Below are 15,094 nucleotides of genomic sequence, written 5' to 3'. Positions count from 1 at the left end.
GATGCTTACCGTTTTTGACCCCCTGCTGGCTTTGACAAGGAGGGCAGGGCATCGCTAGAACTGGTTCACTACCTTTTCATTCTATCCATCACTTATTAGGCGACCAGTGCTCAGGATCAGGATGACAGGACGAAGGGCTACCACTCTTGCGATGTTCCAGAGTCGGCAGGTTTACCTGTGTTCCGCAGGGGCGCAACGCGACTGAGGGCTCCATACCAAAACGATGCCCCCATGGAGATCGCAATACCCGTAACGATCCAACTCAGGATGCGTCGCAGTATGGGTGGATGCCATCCTCGGCTATCGAGTCGTTGCTGCTGAACGTTCACCGGATCCCAACCAATCGGCAACGGTAAATCCGTAAGTGCTTGATCGAGGTTTGCTTCTACTGCATCCAATGAGGGCACAGAGGGGGATGGAAATTCGCTCGGAGAAGCACTCTGGGATGGTGTGGCCGTCTGGACAGCGGCATCGCGCAGGGCATCGCGCAGCACCGAATCCCGGGAAAGACGCGCCATGATATGAAATGTATCGGCATTTACGGCGATCGCGATCGCAATACCGATCAAAATGGCGACTCCCTTCGCATTGCGCTTATAGACGCCCGACGCTCGATCCATCGAACGGTTAAACCAGGTTTCTATTTCAGCTTGCAAATGCTCCAATCCGGTGGCTAAATCTTGCGCTCGGTGCTCGGCCTGCTCGGCCAAGATCCGTAAATTATCTCGAAGCTGGGGGGGGAGTCCCGCTTGATCCTCGCGTAGACGCGCTAGTCCCTCCCGCAAGCCCATGTCTATTTGGGCGTAGTAATCGGATTCCGTGGAGATGGAATGGAGAACAATTTCCATCAATTCCGGCGGGAGGCGATCGTAATAGTCCTCATCGGTGAGCAAATGCACAACATCAGCAATCGTCGGCTCTGGATGGGTAGTTTGCAAAAACTGTCGAAGGTAGGGTAACCGCTTGCAAATAATGGCTTTGCAGGAATCGTCGGTTCCTAAATGACGCTCTACATTGCTGACAAATTGCACCATTTGGTCGATGGATCGGGCTTGAGCCTCGGTGAACGGACTGCGCTGATGGATAAATGCAGTCGTCAACTCACTGATCTGTTTTTTAAGATGGTCGCATTCTCGAAGCAACAAGGAATGATCTCCCGTGCTGTTGCGCAGATCGATTAAGACATCATCAATGAGTTGAAGCTTCTCGGTATTGAGATCGCGCAGAAAGAGTTCGCTATACTTATGGGCAAGTTCCTCAACCCGCAGCATTTTGAGGAGGGCGATCGCAAATACATTGGCTGGAATATAGGAGGGTCCCGTATCGTGCTCCGGAAAAATTCCGGCGGACTTCGTAATGCTGCGATAGAGGCGTTCAATGGGTTGGTAGAGCCGCTGTCGAATAGAAATCCAGCGTCCTTTAGCCTGATGGTTGAGAGCTTGGATCAGGGGATGGCGATAGAGGTTGTTTGCGAAGCGTCGATTGCCCGGAACGTCTTTGGTGCTACCTGTTACCAGGATTTCGATTGATTTTTTGAGATGTTCTGCCCGCCACTGCAAAACGGTAGCAATGAGTTCTTGAATTTCTGATGCCAGTAAGCTGAGTAACAGATAAATCAAGACCAACCCTAAGGCGATGTCGAGAATGAGCGGTAGCGGCATGAATTCACCCCCTCTAACCTCCCAGGCCCTGCTCGGTCAAATTTCCACCCTGAAGCAAGGACAATTGGAAGACAGCAATCTATCGCCATGAGCAGCGGAGGTGCGATCGCCCCACACCGCATCATGAGCCTCTTTAAGGATAGTGCGTGTATCAAAAAATAACGCACCTTCCTGGGAAGATGCGTCACGGTTTGAAACGTTAACCTAAATAACATTGACGCTGCTTAATCTGGGTGTGACTTTTGGGGAGAAAGCCTATCAAAATTTAAAATCCGAATGCACTAACAAAGCTCTAAGGATCGAGCAGGGGTAGAATAAGCATCCAAGAGAGCGCCAACACCGATCAAGGATTCAGACAACGAAACTCGTCCTGCCGCACTCATCGACAAATTCGGCATTTTTTGATGGCAATGAGAACAGTACCAATACACTTGATTGTGGCAAATGTGTCGTAGTAGGCGTCTAGAACAGCATGGACATGAATTCATAATTTTTAAACCCTTTTATACAACGCAGTGAGTCAGAACAGATGCTAAAACTGAGAGGCAGCGTGCGTAGGCAATAATGGGCTAGAAGGGCTATCGATGTGAATGAGGTGACAGGCTAAGGTTAAGAAGGGCGATCGCTCCGTATCCGTATCAGTATCAGTATCAGTATTAGTAATCCACTTCCTAGTATCAGTAAGCTAAATAGAAAGTCAAAACTATTAGGAAAAATTGATTTGAACTTAGCTTTTGTCCGTCAGATGAGTAATTGATGCGCTTCTTTCTAAGAAAAGTGGTGACTAATGGAGTTTTGAATCTTTAGGTATAAACTAGAACCCTCACACGTTAGGTGATATTAAAATTCAGTCAATGGAATGAGGCAAATAGTGTTTTAAATCCGACCCCAACTAATAACGGATGAATTTCATAGCAATCCCATTTGAATTGAGAATAGGCAAGAAATTTAAGCCTTCTGTTCGGTTGATTCAGGTTTTATGAATAATTTAGGGCTGCTATATATCTTCCTAACATCTATTAAGGATAACTGATTTTCAGACCCAACGCAATTGGTTAGGCTACCTAGTTTCAAGTCTTTGCCGTAGGGAAATACACCCAATCTTTGTTAACAATAATTTATTAAGTATTTTAACAATGGAAAATATAGCGGAATAGAGTCTGGAATTTAAGAATTTCAGTCATCTACACGCTGCTAGCTTGAGCGCCCAAGAAGACACTCAAGACTAGCGGCAACACCTCATTCACACGCGCGCTAAGGTCACCTGTTCATTCTGATCCTGATATTTGCCCTGGCGCGTCTCGTAGCTGACCTGGCAGGGTTCACCCTCTAGGAATAGAAGCTGCACAATGCCTTCATTGGCGTAGATGCGGCAATCGGCACTAGAGGAGTTCGAGAATTCCAACGTGAGATGCCCACGCCATGCGGCTTCAGCTGGGGTGAGATTCGCAATAATGCCGCAACGGGCGTAGGTCGATTTCCCGATACAAATCACGGTGATATTGTCAGGGACGCTCAATTTTTCCAGCGCAACGCCTAACCCGTAGGAGTGGGCGGGAAGAATGAAGTAGTCACCGCTTTCATCCCGGTGGAGGGGCGTTGTTTCGAGGTTATCGGGATTGAAGTGCTTTGGATCAATCACTGTACCTGGAATATGGCGGAAAATCCGGAATTCCGCAGGCGAGAGCCGAATATCGTATCCGTAGGATGATAGGCCAAAACTAATCACCGGACGTTGCTGACTTCCATTGAGGTCTAAGCGACGAACGAGTGCAGGTTCAAAGGGCATAATCATCCCTGCGGCAGCTTTTTGAGCAATCCAAGTGTCGTTTTTAATCATGATCGGTGCTTAAACGTTAGGCGCGATAGGTGCGGCGCAGCTCAGTAATTTGATCTGCAATGTCCAGGATCGAGGGGGGCATCTCTGGCCCCGTGAGAATCATATCTACATCCCGTGGACGCTTGGAAAGAAAGGCTAGCACGTCTGCTTCAGAAATCAATCCGAAGTTAATGGCAAGGCTCAGTTCATCTAGCACCACGAGGGAATACTTGCGCTGGAGCACCGCCCGCTGGGTGTGTTCCCACAGTTCCTGAAGGGCGATCGCCCCTGCTTCATCAACTTCAGACGAATTAATACAAGACGTCATATTGCAGCGGAACCAGTCTAGATTTTGGCCAAGCTGCACCGGGGCGTCTACCCCTTGGTGAATGCCCCCTTTAAGAAACTGCACGACTAACACGGGAGTTCCCTGTCCGGCAATGCGGAGGGCTTGCGCCATGACGTTGGTAAAAAAGCTGCGGTGCGGTGCGGTAAAAACCTGGACTAAGCCTTCAACACTGTAGGGAAGTTGGCGGCTGGTATTGAGGGTAGGGGATTCAAGTTGGGAGACCATAGCACAACCACTGGAAATGTGGACAACAGCAGAACATTCCACTAGACGACTCGCATTGCACCACTCCTATGCTCTACTAGCAGTATACAGATGCACTAGTCAGTTTGGGGCTTCACCGTAGGCAAAAACTCACGATGCCCCCTATAAATCTGAGCAAAACGGGAGATTAGCGGGGTGTCTAGAAGATGGGTAACAATTCAAAATATGGAGTCTAAAACTGAAGACACCACCAATGAAACACTATATCTGAGGGTGAGTCAACAGTACGTAACGTATCGATCCAAACGGGGCGATCGCCCCTGATCCAACCCATTCCGATGCAAATCCACCGGAGATCTGCTGTATTCTGGGTGAGGATTTTACGCTTGAGTTTCAACCATCATGCCCTGGCAACGTCCCGACGGTCGCAGTGCAAACCAGCTTCGCCCTGTGCGGTTTGACCGACACTTTACTCGCTTTGCTGCCGGATCAGTACTGGCTCACTGCGGCCATACCCAGGTGTTATGTACCGTTAGCATTCAACCGGGTGTGCCTAAATTTTTAGACGGCAGTGGTCAGGGTTGGCTTACGGCAGAATACCGGATGCTGCCCTCCGCAACACCCCAACGCCACGCCCGCGAACTGATGAAACTCTCAGGCCGGACGCAGGAAATTCAGCGGTTGATTGGGCGCAGTCTGCGGTCAGTTTTAGACATGAACGCTTTGGGCGATCGCACTCTCGTCATTGATGCCGACGTGCTCCAAGCCGATGCCGGAACCCGCACCACCGCCATTACGGGAAGCTATATCGCCCTCGTGGATGCGATCAACGCTTTGATAGAACAAGGGGAATTAGGGCGATCGCCCCTCCAGCGTCAGGTCGCAGCGGTCTCCGTTGGATTGCTAGAAGGTGAGGCCTTTTTGGATTTGAACTATCCCGAAGATGTGGCCGCCGAAGTGGACTGCAACGTGGTCATGAACGATCGGTTTGAACTGATTGAAATCCAGGGAACGGCAGAATCGGGCAGCTTTTCCCGTGCTCAGATGAACCAAATGCTGGATCTGGCGGAGTCGGGCATTCGAGAATTGATGAATTTGCAGACGCAAGCACTCCAAACCCCATCGGTTTAATGGGTAGAACGCCTAACGCTTACATGGGGCGATCGCTCAGAGGTCTAGAGTTGACTTTGGAAAGATTTATAAAACGCGGGAATCTATATCGTAAGGCAGATCTCGCGTTTCCCATACCCGACAGCCGAGAGGAGCTATGGTACTGTGAGGCAGTAGATACTGACAACACAGTCTGCTGACGTGGGGAATTATGCCAAAGCAGAAACCTGAAGGTATGTACATCGCTCTGATTAGCGTGCATGGTTTGATTCGAGGAAAAAACCTGGAACTGGGGCGCGATGCCGATACGGGCGGCCAAACCAAATATGTTGTAGAGCTGGCGCGTGCCCTCGCGAAACAACCGGATGTTGCAGCCGTTGATCTCTTTACTCGCCTAGTGGCTGCCCCCGACGTGGATCCAGAGTATGGTAAGGAAATCGAGATTTTGGACGATAAGGCTCGCATTGTTCGGATTATCGCTGGAGCGCCAGAGGAATACATCCCCAAAGAAGCTCTGTGGGATCACCTCGATAGTTTTGTAGATAACATGCTGGCCTTTATCCGGGAGAGCGATCGCGTTCCTAGCCTCATCCACAGTCACTACGCTGATGCAGGCTACGTAGGCAGTCGCCTTGCCCACATTTTGGGGGTTCCCTTAGTACACACTGGGCATTCCCTCGGACGGGTAAAGCGGCGGCGCTTGCTGGCGAGTGGACTGTCCACTGATGACATTGATCGGCAATACAACATGCTGCGCCGCATCGATGCCGAAGAACTGACGCTGACCAGTGCCGATCGCGTGATCACCAGCACCCACCAAGAAATTGAAGAACAGTACGAATTTTACGACTGCTACCAGCCCCAGCGGATGCGCGTCATTCCGCCCGGAACCGATCTCTCCCTGTTCTATCCCCCCAAGGGTCACGAATGGCAAACCCCCATTGGTCAAGAAATTCGGCGTTTTCTGCGGGAACCCGATAAGCCAATCATTCTCGCCCTGTCCCGACCCGATGCCCGCAAGAATATTGGCGCACTGATTGACGCGTACGGTGGATCGCCTCAGCTTCAGGAACTCGCTAACCTTGTGATTATTGCCGGGAACCGAGAGGATATTCGCGATCTATCGGAAGGCGCGCAGGAGGTATTGACCAGCATATTGGTGGCGATCGATCGCTACGATCTCTACGGTCGCGTCGCCTATCCCAAACATCACAAATCCGACGAAGTCCCCGATATTTATCGCCTTGCCGCCTTATCCGGTGGTGTATTTGTCAATCCGGCCTTAACCGAACCCTTTGGCCTGACACTGATTGAAGCTGCCGCCACCGGACTCCCCATCGTGGCCACAGAGGATGGGGGGCCACGCGATATTATTGGCAATTGTGCCAATGGTATTTTGATCGATCCGCTAGATAGCGACACCATTGCCGCCGCTCTGCTGCATCTTTTGACAAAACCCGAAAAATGGAAACAGTGTGCCGAAAGTGGACGGGTAGGCGTGCGTAAACATTACTCCTGGGACGCGCACGCCTCCAGCTACCTGGAAACGATTCGTCCACTGGTGAACAAGACCGAGCGAGTAGAGCGGATCTCGCTGATTCGTCGCCCCATGCCCTACTCCGATCGCGCCATTTTCACGGATTTGGATCAGAATCTACTGGGTTCTCCCGAAGATTTGCCCGCCTTTATTGAAGTTCTTCGGCAAAATCGCAAGTCCACGACCTTTGGAATTGCCACAGGTCGGCGGTTAGACACCGCATTAGAAGCCCTACGCAAGTACCGTATCCCCGAACCGGACGTTCTCATTACCAGTGGCGGAACCGCCATCTACTACAATCCCGATCTCACCGTGGATCGGTGGTGGGCACAGCACATCGATCGCCGCTGGTCGCCCGATGAAGTGCGGCGCGTGATGGCCGGATTACCGGGATTACAACTCCAGCCCAGGGTGCAACAGAGCCGATTCAAAATTAGCTATCTTTACCATGCTGGCGTTGCGCCTCCAGTAGAAGAGATCATCAGCCTGCTCTACCAGGAAGATCTAGCCACGAACGTCATTTTATCCTTTGGACAGTATCTCGATATTCTGCCGATTCGAGCCTCGAAAGGATTAGCGTTGCGCTATGTGACTGATCGTTGGGGAATTCCGTTAGAGAAAACGCTGGTGGTAGGAGGTTCAGGCGCGGATGAAGACATGATGCGCGGCAACACCCTAGCAGTCGTTGTGGCAAACCGTCATGACGAAGAACTATCCCATTTGGTGGACACCGATCGCATTTATTACGCTGAACAAGGACATGCCCTAGGGATTCTAGAAGCCATCGAACATTTTGATTTCTTCAATACCGTCTCGGTTTAGGTGGAGACGATCGCGGGTGTCTGTCTCAATACCCCAAAAAGCAACGCCGTTCTTCCTGCAGGCAGAAAAAGCGGCGTTGAACTTAATAGGGCATTCTCATTTCATCGTGAATACCCCCGGTAGAGGCACAGCTAAATTTCGGCAACTGCCCGTTCAATGAGCCGACGGGCGAGGGTTTGAACTCCGGTATGGCGATAGTATTTCACCGACATATCCAGAAATGCGCCTAGGTAGTCCAGCTTATCTGCCGAAAACTCAACAAATCCCTCTAAGCCCTTCACAACGGAACTTTGGCTCATGTTCTTTGATGACACAAAGTCATCGATCCAACTCTTGGTTTGTTCCAGACTAGCGGTAATGAAGTTAAGTTTCTTCGTGTCATTGTCGCCTGGAATCAGATCCTCCACACCTTTGAAAGTTGGGTTTTGGCTCAGTTCTGACGGCTTCGTTCCCTTCACAACGGACAGGGCTTTATCGGTGAAGGTTGCGCCGAGGGGAACCAGTCCATCAAAGGCAATCAGAGCTGTCATTCGCATTAAGGACTCGCCGCCGTAGTCTTTGAGAGCTGCTAGAAAGTCGCCAATGCTATCACCAGGGATACCGTTGATTTGGCAAAAGGCCACCAATTCCGTGACGAGTTTGACGCTCAGATCGATGCTTTGAGCTTTTTCAGGCTTGGGGGTCAGGTGCTTCAAAAAGCCCAGAAACGTGTCTTGTCCGATGCGATTCCCTAGGGCTGCCGTGCCTAAAAATCCCGATGCGGAATCGACCGTTTCGTATAGCCACAGTGCCCGTTGATAGCCTTGGGACTTGTCGTTGAATAGGGCAACGGCTCGTTCACCAATTTGCTGGATTAACTGTTCATCGGTTTCGCCCGTGACCGCCCGAATTGTATTGTCAAATCCAACTAAATTCTGCCACTGTCCAGGAATGACCACATCCAGCGATTTCAACGCCATCACGGTCAGTCCACCCTTTGGCAAATCGTCCACCAATTCAAAGATTGGTTTGCTCATAGTCTACTCCTTAATGTCGTTAGCATTCGCCCATCCGGTTTGCCTCGTTGTCTCAAGGTGCAACCTAGGGGCGATCGCACTCTACTTGTTACTTTAGAAACGCGAACACTAGGGTTACGTAGCGGGTTGAGGGGTCAGAGTCGGGGCAGTCTTCGCTTTGGCATCGGCGGCCTTCTGAAGTTGGGGAAATCGCTTGGTTTTATTGGGTAGGGCTGCGCTAGGTGAGGGTTCGAGGGCGGCTAAGCCTTTCAGGTCAAACTTTTGCAGCCAAGCTACTCGATCATCGCGGGTAAACGATGCATCACGAGACTGCACCTTCACCTGATAGCGACCATTGACGAGCAGAGCCGTGGCATTTGCGCCTTGATCCACAGCCGGATATCCACCAATCTTTTCGGTGCTACTCTGGAACTTTTCAGCGGCAGAAGGATTGCTGATCGTATCGTTGATGGACAACATCGCCACATTTGTCCCGTCTTTGTTGACCTTGTACTCAGCAAAGCCTTTCTTTTCCTGGGACGGAACGACCTCATAATCACCAGTTCCGGAGGGAAAAAATTTATTGAAGGTTGACCCTTGTACCGCCTCCTTATCAACAGCGGCAGGAGCATTCCGTCCGGTGGTTGCTTCTTGAACTTGGTCGTAACGGGACGGAGGTTTGCTGCAAGCCGTCACTACAAGGAGCAGGCTAAGGCAAATGGGGACTAACGCCCTGAGCCAGCGAGCAGATGTCATAGGACTCTCCTAGAAAATGGTCGTCATTGCGAGGAGCGATCGCCCGTTGAGCTGCGAATGGAGCAGGGAGGCAAACTCTGAATGCACAGGTTTAATTGTGCGTTTCATTCGCACCATCGGGAATCGCTACGGTATGAACACTAATAAAAGCAATGTACTCAAAAAAGGGTGCTGTAGTGGTAAAGAAATATAACTGTCGGCCAGAATACAGCTATTTCTGACCTAAAGCGGGGGATTGAAGAGGTTAGTGTCTACTAACTATACGTAACTTAATCATCGATTGAAGGGCTGGAGTGAATATTTAGCGATGGTGGATGGGAGTATGGTGCTGTTGCCTCATACTCCCTTTTTTGGGTGTTAGGTCACGTATTTGGTGTGGACGCTAATCACCACGTTGGGACTTCGGGGGATGAACTGGGGGATGGTATCTCGTTGGGGATAGGGGAGGGGAATGCTCCAGTCTCCGGCATGGGCAAAGCGGCGTTTGAGGAGGTTTTGGATGGTGGCGAGGAGGTCTTGGCGATCGCCCAAATGCGGTGGCTGAAATACCGATATGGAGATGATGGATAAGTCCGGTATACGGGGTGTTATCCAGCACATGTGACGGATAAGCACCCCAATCTCCATACTTAACTATCGAATGTGACGGAAAAGATGCCAATTTTCCGGACTTAACTATCAATTTTTCTGTTTAAATCCTGAAAATCTGGGTGTTATCCCCTGGCAGACTGACAAAAAAGCAGAAGCTTGGAGCAAAGACTAGACGGGAAGGAGAGCCTGATTTAGGCTGAGAAGTAACGACACAACATCAGGTAAATCGATGCTCCCAACTTCCCGTTTATATGATGCGCTCAACTAATATCTACGTCAATGTGAGATCCAGTGGCAAGATGCCCGTCACCTCCAAACGCTGTGCTGGATGGTCATCGGTATCCTGCAAAGCCAGAGTGTGCATCTAAGCCGATTCAGGGTTCATGTCGTCAGTCGTGGCACCATCGCTCAATCCTATCAACGACGATTCCGACGATGGTTATCGAATCGACGCCTTGATGTGATGGGTGCTCACCATGCCCTGATGAAGCAAGCCTTGTCAGAGTGGGGAGAGAGGCGGCTGTATCTAAGCTTGGATACAACGGTCGTGTGGAATCGCTTCTGCATTCTCTGGGTTGGGGGAGTCTATCGTGGACGAACCGTTCCTATTGCTTGGCAGATCGTGAGCCAGTCAAGCAGCACGGTACGGTGGTGGCGGATTCAACGGGTGTTGCGCCAAGGGACGCGAGTACTGCCGGATGGCGTTGTCATCGTTCTGTTGGCCGACCGAGGGTTTGCCGATGGCCAATTGATGAAGTCCCTGCGGGACACGTTGGGCTGGCACTTTCGCATTCGTATCAAGCGCTCGTTTCAGTTTCAAAGGGCTGGGCAGTGGCACAAAGTATCTGCTATAGCTCTCAAGCCTGCACCGGTCTACCTGACTCCATGGGTCTCGATTGGCAAAACCAATCCCTATCGGCAGGTCTATCTTGCCTTTGCCCACGATGCACTTAGGGGAGAGCCGTGGGTCATTGTCAGTGATGAGCCGACTACTCTCCAAACCTTTGCTCAGTATCGCTTGCACTTTCAGGTCGAGGAATCTTTTTTGGATCTCAAGTCAAACGGGTTTGATCTGGAAGCCTCTCGACTACGGGATAAGTTTGCTCTAACGCAACTGTGTGGGGTGATTGCTTTGACCACTCTGTTTTTGGTGCTCCATGGCACTCAGGTTGTATCCTCTGGTCTGCGTCGCCACGTTGACCCCCATTGGCATCGAGGTATGAGTGATCTCAAACTCGGCTGGAGTTGGCTCGCTCTGGCGATTACCCAGCAGTTATCCATCCCTGTGCCTCGTTTCCTTTCTAGTTTGCCTGACCCCCACCCAGCAATTGCTTGTCAACGTCAACTCGATGAAGAACTAAGGCGTGAATTTGTTGTCCTGTCCCGTTTTCCCTCTTCCTAGTTTTGTCAGTCTGCCAGGACGCAAACCGCTACCGTAAAGCACTTTGGCAACGAGTTGATAAACGCCGGGAAGGGCGTTGAGAATACGGCGGGCTTCGTCTGGGGTGAGCACTCTGAGGGCTTGATTTTGAGTAGATGGGGCTACGTTTTGATCAACGGCGAGGTGGGTGAGAAATGTTTCTATTTCAGATGCGCCCATGTCCCGTGGGAGCTTCATATGATGGAAGGCAATGAAGCGTTTAATCCAGTAAATGTAGGTTTTTCAGTTTGGTAGGAGTAGTGCCTGCGTCGCAGGACATCCCGCACCTCTTCGAGTAATTTTGGAGGGTTTGATGGGTTTGACATGATGGCAGATGTTACAGATCCGATGATGTGGTAAATATTACACGCATTACTGAGATCTGAATTCTGAAATTATACGGAAAGTTTCCGTATAACTCCTGAAAATCTGGATATTATCGAGAAAGTTTCGGTTGAATTATGGAAAATCAGCATTTCAATAGAAACTTTCCGTATAACTCCCTGTAGTGGGGGTATTATACGGAAAGTTTCAGTGTAATAAATTGTTAGCTTTCAAAGAGGACATATAGGATAGGAAACGACCGTTATAATAGGTGGCGTTACAATAGGTGGCAAGGTCTAGCGATTACGCAATTCTCAGTGGCAGTTGCACTTGTTTCGAGCCTCTCGGTGTCGGTGCTTGCAATAGGGCTATCTCTTCTACAAAGCGAAAAATTTGTTCCTCGTGGCTCATTCGGAACAGCGTTTGCATACTCATTCCCTTTGTTATTACTGGCTGCCGTAAGTAGCTCTACCGCAGTTGTATCAAGGTTACTCGATTTCCGACTCACCGCTCGTAAGGTAAGAAAGGCTCAGAATCCTAACTATTCTCGTCCTCTGAAGATGCTCTGGCTTGATTCGGATGATTACGGACGCATCAGTTGGTTCTTATTTTGGCTTGGCTTCCTATCCCTTCTTGTTGGTTTAGGATTACTCTTTGTATCTATTTGGAGCGTATATAAAAATAATATATAACGATAAAGTTTGAGATAACCAGTGAGTAACTCAAGGAGTATTGCTAATCTCTACGATCATTGTTCCTTGTCGCAGTTGTTCTAATGCATCAGGTAAAGTCGCTGACAGTAATTGCCGCAGGTTCCGATTCGTGACATTACCACAGGTTAACCACACAATCTGAGGTGGTGTCCCCAAGCGGCAGACCAAATCAATGAAATCACTGTCCTTTGTCATAATCACAGCACTTACACTTCTTGCTGCTTCAAAAATTTCAATATCTTTTGCATCTCGAAGTGATAAATCTCGGAGGGCAACGGCTTCTAAACTAAAATTTTCTGATAGCCAGTTCGCTAATGTTGGAGGCAGTTGAGCGTCAATCCAAATCTTCATGCCGTTAGTCTAGGAAAATCAGTGCGTCGTGCTGCAAAAAGCAGACAAGCTTGAATATCTTCCGGTTCTAAATCGGGAAAGTCTTCTAAAATTTCAGTAACGCTAACATTTTCAGCTAACATTTCTAAAATATCAGTGACTCGGATTCGCATTCCTCGAATGCAGGGACGACCACCACATTGACCAGGAGTTTGGGTAATGCGAGTGAGCAAAGCAGTTGTCGAGTTCATAAGGATGCTTTCAAGGTTACTTCGTCTGCCTCTATATTATCGAGTAATCATGCCAACTCCGCCAGCTAACAATTCAAATCAGCGGACGGTCGGAAGCTAATTAGTGCTGAGTCCAAAGCTATCTGCCGCCGCTGATTTGAGCCGTTATCATGCTCCCGCACAAAGATAGATATTGCACTCGGTGTTGAGCTGATATCTGTTTTCCCGAAGCGTCCCAGGAGGTCTCTGTGGAGGGTAAGTATAGACGGGCGATCGCACTTAGTTCAAAGTTCCAGGAGGTAGTTGGTGGGGTGCAAGATGAAGGGCGATCGGTCATAATTACGGTTGAAGTGGGCATGGGCGATCGGTGCGGGTTCACGATAACACGGCGCTGCAACGGACTAAAGAGGCGATCGGTCGGTGTCAAGGTCTGGGATAGCCGTTGATCTTGTCGTTATCGGTCACTGCACAAACAGAGAGATATTGCACTTGGTGTTGAAGCGATATCGGTTTTCCCAAAGCGTCCCAGGAAGTCTCTGTTGAGGTGGTAGTTGAAGAGCGATTGCGCTTAGTTCAAAGTCCCAGGAGGTAGTTGGTGGGGTGCAGGTTGATGGGCGATCGGTCGTTGCAAAGGGTAGGAAAATCAGGGCGATCGGTGCGGGTTCACGATAACACGGCGCTGCAACGGACTAAAGGGGCGATCGGTCGGTGTCAGGGTCTGGGATAGCCGTTGATCTTGTCGTTAGACATCTCTCCTCAAATCCCTCTGAACAAGAAGATCGGATGTACTGTTTTCCTGGTGTAATTGCTTTAAGATAAGAAGGCAGGTGATGTATAATCAACCGATTCAGCCATGTTTTGAGGAGCAGAGTCAGTGGAATTGCTCACTATAGGTCACTCCAATTACGAAATCAGAACCTTTGTCTCGTTGCTTCAGAAGCATGGGGTCACTGCTGTTGTTGATGTTCGCTCATCTCCTTACAGCCGTTTTCTGCCACACTTCAATCGAGCAGCGCTGAAAGAAGCTTTAGCAACAGAGAAAATCCTCTATGTATTTCTGGGACAAGAACTAGGGGCAAGACCTAAAAAACAAGAGTGCTATGTTAAGGGCAAAGCAGTATATGAAAAAATTGCTGCAACTGAGGAATTTCATGAAGGAATTCAAAGGGTTTTAAAGGGTGTAAAAAAGCACAAGGTCTCGCTAATGTGTGCTGAGAAAGATCCGTTAACCTGCCATAGAGCGATTCTGGTTTGTCAACACCTACGACGCTTCGATTTACAGATCAATCACATTCTAAGAAACGGTGAATTAGAATCTCACGATCATCTAGAGCAGAGGATGCTTAAAAAGCATGGCTTTACAGACTTTTCAGAGATGGCAGAAGAACAGGCTCAACTTTCTTTATTCACTCAGAAAAGTAGTAACTTGTCAAGCAGAGAAGAGTGCTTGGACATAGCTTATAAGATTCAGGGTGACGAGATCGCATACGTAGAGAAGAAAGGTGATGACCATGACCAAGCCAATCAACCTGTTCACGATTGGATTCACCCAAAAGAGCGCTCAGAAATTCTTTGAGACACTTCAAGAAGCAGGTGTAAAGCAAGTTGTAGATACTCGACTAAACAATGTCTCCCAGTTGGCTGGGTTCGCTAAACGAGCGGACTTAGAGTATTTTTTAAAGTCTATTGGCGGCATCAGTTATGTCCACATTCTAGATTTAGCTCCAACTCAAGATATTCTTGACGAGTACAAAAAAAACAAAGGAGATTGGGCGGTATATGAGCAAAAGTTTTTACAGCTTATAGCCAGTCGTCAAATTGAGAAAAAGATCTCTCCAAGTCAACTGGATGGTGCTTGCTTGCTCTGTAGTGAGGCAAAACCACATCACTGCCATCGCCGCTTAGTTGCTGAGTATCTAAATGGTAAGTGGGGAAGCATAAACATATGTCATCTCTGAAACGAATTGTCTGTCTTTCTAATTCATGGAAGCTAGAAGAACGTTGTATTGCCGGAATTGATCTTGATACTGGGAGATGGGTTCGTCCTGTATTTGACAGCTTATATCCAAAAGATGGAAAAGTTCCAAAATCAGCTCGGCTTATTGAGGGTAAAGAACCAGAACTTCTGGATATTTTAGAAATCCCTCTTGGTGATATTGGAAATGATTTTGGGTTTGAGTGGCGTTGTTGCATGAAAGAGGGGTTGCGGGCGGGAGAGGCATGGTAAATTTCA

The 15,094-nt window shown here is 49.1% G+C and carries 14 protein-coding genes and 2 pseudogenes; 7 read left to right on the top strand and 9 right to left on the bottom strand.

The window, feature by feature from the left end:
• Positions 1-137 precede the first annotated feature (137 nt).
• The 3 genes from IGR76_05100 to IGR76_05090 all read right to left on the bottom strand — a co-directional run bounded on the left by IGR76_05100 (position 138) and on the right by IGR76_05090 (position 4,054).
• Entirely contained in the window at positions 138-1,661 is a 1,524-nt protein-coding gene (locus IGR76_05100; protein ID MBF2077898.1) for a hypothetical protein, read from the bottom strand.
• Between the two features lie 1,243 nt (positions 1,662-2,904).
• Entirely contained in the window at positions 2,905-3,501 is a 597-nt protein-coding gene (locus IGR76_05095) for a dCTP deaminase (GenBank protein MBF2077897.1), read from the bottom strand.
• A 16-nt stretch (positions 3,502-3,517) separates the two neighbouring features.
• Positions 3,518-4,054 carry a P-loop NTPase family protein gene (locus tag IGR76_05090; protein MBF2077896.1) on the bottom strand — a complete coding sequence of 179 codons (537 nt, stop codon included), beginning with the start codon at positions 4,052-4,054 and terminating at the stop codon, positions 3,518-3,520.
• Positions 4,055-4,435: 381 nt separating this feature from the next.
• Here IGR76_05090 and rph point away from each other — a divergent pair, with 381 nt between their 5' ends.
• Positions 4,436-5,164, top strand: a complete 729-nt coding sequence (gene rph, locus IGR76_05085; protein MBF2077895.1) for a ribonuclease PH — start codon at positions 4,436-4,438, stop codon at positions 5,162-5,164.
• Between the two features lie 214 nt (positions 5,165-5,378).
• A complete protein-coding gene (locus tag IGR76_05080) occupies positions 5,379-7,502 on the top strand; it encodes a glycosyltransferase (GenBank protein ID MBF2077894.1) in 2,124 nt (707 codons plus the stop codon).
• 131 nt (positions 7,503-7,633) lie between these two features.
• On the opposite strand, the gene IGR76_05075 is transcribed toward IGR76_05080, so the two are convergent.
• The 3 genes from IGR76_05075 to IGR76_05065 form a co-directional block, all read right to left on the bottom strand.
• The gene (locus IGR76_05075) at positions 7,634-8,518 is read right to left on the bottom strand and encodes a hypothetical protein (protein ID MBF2077893.1); all 885 of its coding nucleotides are present in this window, start codon (positions 8,516-8,518) and stop codon (positions 7,634-7,636) included.
• Between the two features lie 114 nt (positions 8,519-8,632).
• The gene (locus IGR76_05070) at positions 8,633-9,253 is read right to left on the bottom strand and encodes a hypothetical protein (GenBank protein ID MBF2077892.1); all 621 of its coding nucleotides are present in this window, start codon (positions 9,251-9,253) and stop codon (positions 8,633-8,635) included.
• Positions 9,254-9,610: 357 nt separating this feature from the next.
• On the bottom strand, positions 9,611-9,868 hold the full coding sequence (locus IGR76_05065) for a hypothetical protein (protein MBF2077891.1): 258 nt from the start codon (positions 9,866-9,868) through the stop codon (positions 9,611-9,613).
• A gap of 304 nt (positions 9,869-10,172) precedes the next feature.
• Between IGR76_05065 and IGR76_05060 the strand changes: the two genes are divergently transcribed.
• Positions 10,173-11,246, top strand: a complete 1,074-nt coding sequence (locus IGR76_05060; protein MBF2077890.1) for a transposase — start codon at positions 10,173-10,175, stop codon at positions 11,244-11,246.
• Here the strand turns inward: IGR76_05060 and IGR76_05055 are convergent.
• The 3 genes and pseudogenes from IGR76_05055 to IGR76_05045 all read right to left on the bottom strand — a co-directional run bounded on the left by IGR76_05055 (position 11,202) and on the right by IGR76_05045 (position 12,882).
• A pseudogene (locus IGR76_05055) lies at positions 11,202-11,590 on the bottom strand (phage integrase N-terminal SAM-like domain-containing protein). The gene IGR76_05060 and the pseudogene IGR76_05055 overlap by 45 nt on opposite strands.
• A gap of 720 nt (positions 11,591-12,310) precedes the next feature.
• Positions 12,311-12,652, bottom strand: a complete 342-nt coding sequence (locus IGR76_05050) for a DUF5615 family PIN-like protein (protein MBF2077889.1) — start codon at positions 12,650-12,652, stop codon at positions 12,311-12,313.
• Positions 12,649-12,882: a DUF433 domain-containing protein gene (locus tag IGR76_05045; protein MBF2077888.1), complete on the bottom strand. Its 234-nt coding sequence runs from the start codon at positions 12,880-12,882 to the stop codon at positions 12,649-12,651. Before IGR76_05045 ends, IGR76_05050 begins: the two co-directional genes overlap by 4 nt.
• Positions 12,883-13,109: 227 nt before the next feature.
• Between IGR76_05045 and IGR76_05040 the strand changes: the two genes are divergently transcribed.
• The 4 genes and pseudogenes from IGR76_05040 (at position 13,110) to IGR76_05025 (ending at position 15,037) form a co-directional block, all read left to right on the top strand.
• Positions 13,110-13,307, top strand: a complete 198-nt coding sequence (locus tag IGR76_05040) for a hypothetical protein (GenBank protein ID MBF2077887.1) — start codon at positions 13,110-13,112, stop codon at positions 13,305-13,307.
• 428 nt (positions 13,308-13,735) lie between these two features.
• Complete coding sequence (locus tag IGR76_05035; protein MBF2077886.1) at positions 13,736-14,437, top strand: DUF488 domain-containing protein; 702 nt, start codon at positions 13,736-13,738, stop codon at positions 14,435-14,437.
• Positions 14,373-14,819, top strand: a complete 447-nt coding sequence (locus tag IGR76_05030) for a DUF488 domain-containing protein (GenBank protein MBF2077885.1) — start codon at positions 14,373-14,375, stop codon at positions 14,817-14,819. The genes IGR76_05035 and IGR76_05030 overlap by 65 nt, the downstream gene beginning before the upstream one ends.
• Positions 14,789-15,037, top strand: a pseudogene (locus tag IGR76_05025) (hypothetical protein). Before IGR76_05030 ends, IGR76_05025 begins: the two are co-directional and overlap by 31 nt.
• The last annotated feature ends 57 nt before the right edge of the window (positions 15,038-15,094 follow it).

Source organism: Synechococcales cyanobacterium T60_A2020_003 (assembly GCA_015272205.1).
Lineage (GTDB): Bacteria > Cyanobacteriota > Cyanobacteriia > RECH01 > RECH01 > JACYMB01.
This window is presented reverse-complemented; position numbering and strand designations above follow the sequence as displayed.